The 1,335-nt window shown below is 46.4% G+C and carries 2 protein-coding genes; both read right to left on the bottom strand.

Annotation, left to right across the window (positions count from 1 at the left end; translation table 11 throughout):
* On the bottom strand, positions 1 to 266 hold a 266-nt coding region (locus R7E47_RS24450), incomplete at its 3' end, for a LysR family transcriptional regulator (RefSeq protein WP_318085287.1).
* Between the two features lie 74 nt (positions 267 to 340).
* Positions 341 to 1,312 (bottom strand): lytic transglycosylase domain-containing protein, encoded by a 972-nt coding sequence (locus R7E47_RS24445; protein WP_005479026.1) that lies wholly within the window; start codon positions 1,310 to 1,312, stop codon positions 341 to 343.
* Positions 1,313 to 1,335: the final 23 nt, after the last annotated feature.

Raw genomic sequence — 1,335 nt, 5'->3', positions numbered from 1 at the left:
CTTTGGCTTTCCATTTCTAACGTCGCACTACTCACCGCCTGCACCACTTGTTCACAATGATGATAAAACGTTTTTCCCGCTTCGGTAGGCGTAAAACTACGCGTGGTGCGTTGAACAAGCTTGATACCAAGAGATTCCTCTAACTGACTAAGCTGTTTGCTGACGTGAGATACCGACACTCCAAGGCTTTTCGCCGCCGCAGTAAAGTTTTTATGTTTGATCAATGCAGAAAAGATCACCATTTGCGCAGCACGTTCAGATAACACGCAGTACCTCGATAAGAATGTGGGAAAAACAAAGGGCTCCGAAGAGCCCCTATAAAACAGTATTTACTAACGAACTAGAATGAAATGCGATCAGCAAGATGGCTGACGGCAAGCGCGAAGTAGTAAGAGCGGTTCCACTTCATCAGTACGTTATAGTTATTGTAAACCAGATACGTACGACCGTTTTCATCGTCAGGCATGATAAGCCATGCTTGGATATCTTCATTCAGTTTAGGTAATGGACTGCCATCGTACTTCGTGATGCCAAGTTTACTCCATTCCTGAAGATATTTGCCTTTTTCTGCCCCGCGTCCTTCTAGGCTACGATCAATCCCTTTCGGCACCTTCACTTGGCGCCCCCAAGTAAACTTATCGTCCCAGCCAGACTCGCTCAAGTAGTTAGCGGTAGACGCAAACACATCCGCTTCTGATTGCCAGATGTCTTTTTTTCCGTCTCCGTTACCATCGGCGGCAAAACGTAGGAAAGAGCTTGGCATAAATTGACACTGTCCCATCGCACCAGCCCAAGAACCTTTAAAATTATCTAGCTCGATATGGCCTTGATCAAGGATTTGCAGCGCCGCCATGGTCTCTTTGCGGAAAAATTCTTCACGACGACCTTCAAATGCCATCGTCGACAACGCATCAATTACGCGGAAGTTACCTGTAAACTTGCCAAAGTTACTTTCTACACCCCAGAGCGCAACAATAAAGCGAGGTTGCACGCCGTATTGATCGCCTATGCGCTTAAGCTCCGCATAGTGCTCTTTGTATAGTGCTTTGGCTTGCTTTACTTTCCACTCAGGGACTGCACGAGGAATGTATTCATCCAACGTCAGTTTTTTCTCTGGTTGGTTGCGGTCTGCTGTTACTGCTCTCGGCTTGTATTCAACATTTGCGAAAGCGGCACTGATTACCTGCTCTGAGATACCTTGGTTACGCGCTTCTGCACGCAATTTATCTAAGTATTCTTCAAAACCCTCGCTACTTGCAAAGGCTGAGGTACATACGCCAACGCTAAGCATTGTAGCCAGTATTTTTTTCATATTGCCCTCCTTGAGCAAGGCAG

It is taken from the genome of Vibrio sp. Vb1026 (assembly GCF_033338745.1).
GTDB lineage: Bacteria > Pseudomonadota > Gammaproteobacteria > Enterobacterales > Vibrionaceae > Vibrio > Vibrio alginolyticus.
The sequence above is the reverse complement of the archived record's forward strand: the minus strand, read 5'-3'. Positions and strand labels throughout refer to the sequence as shown.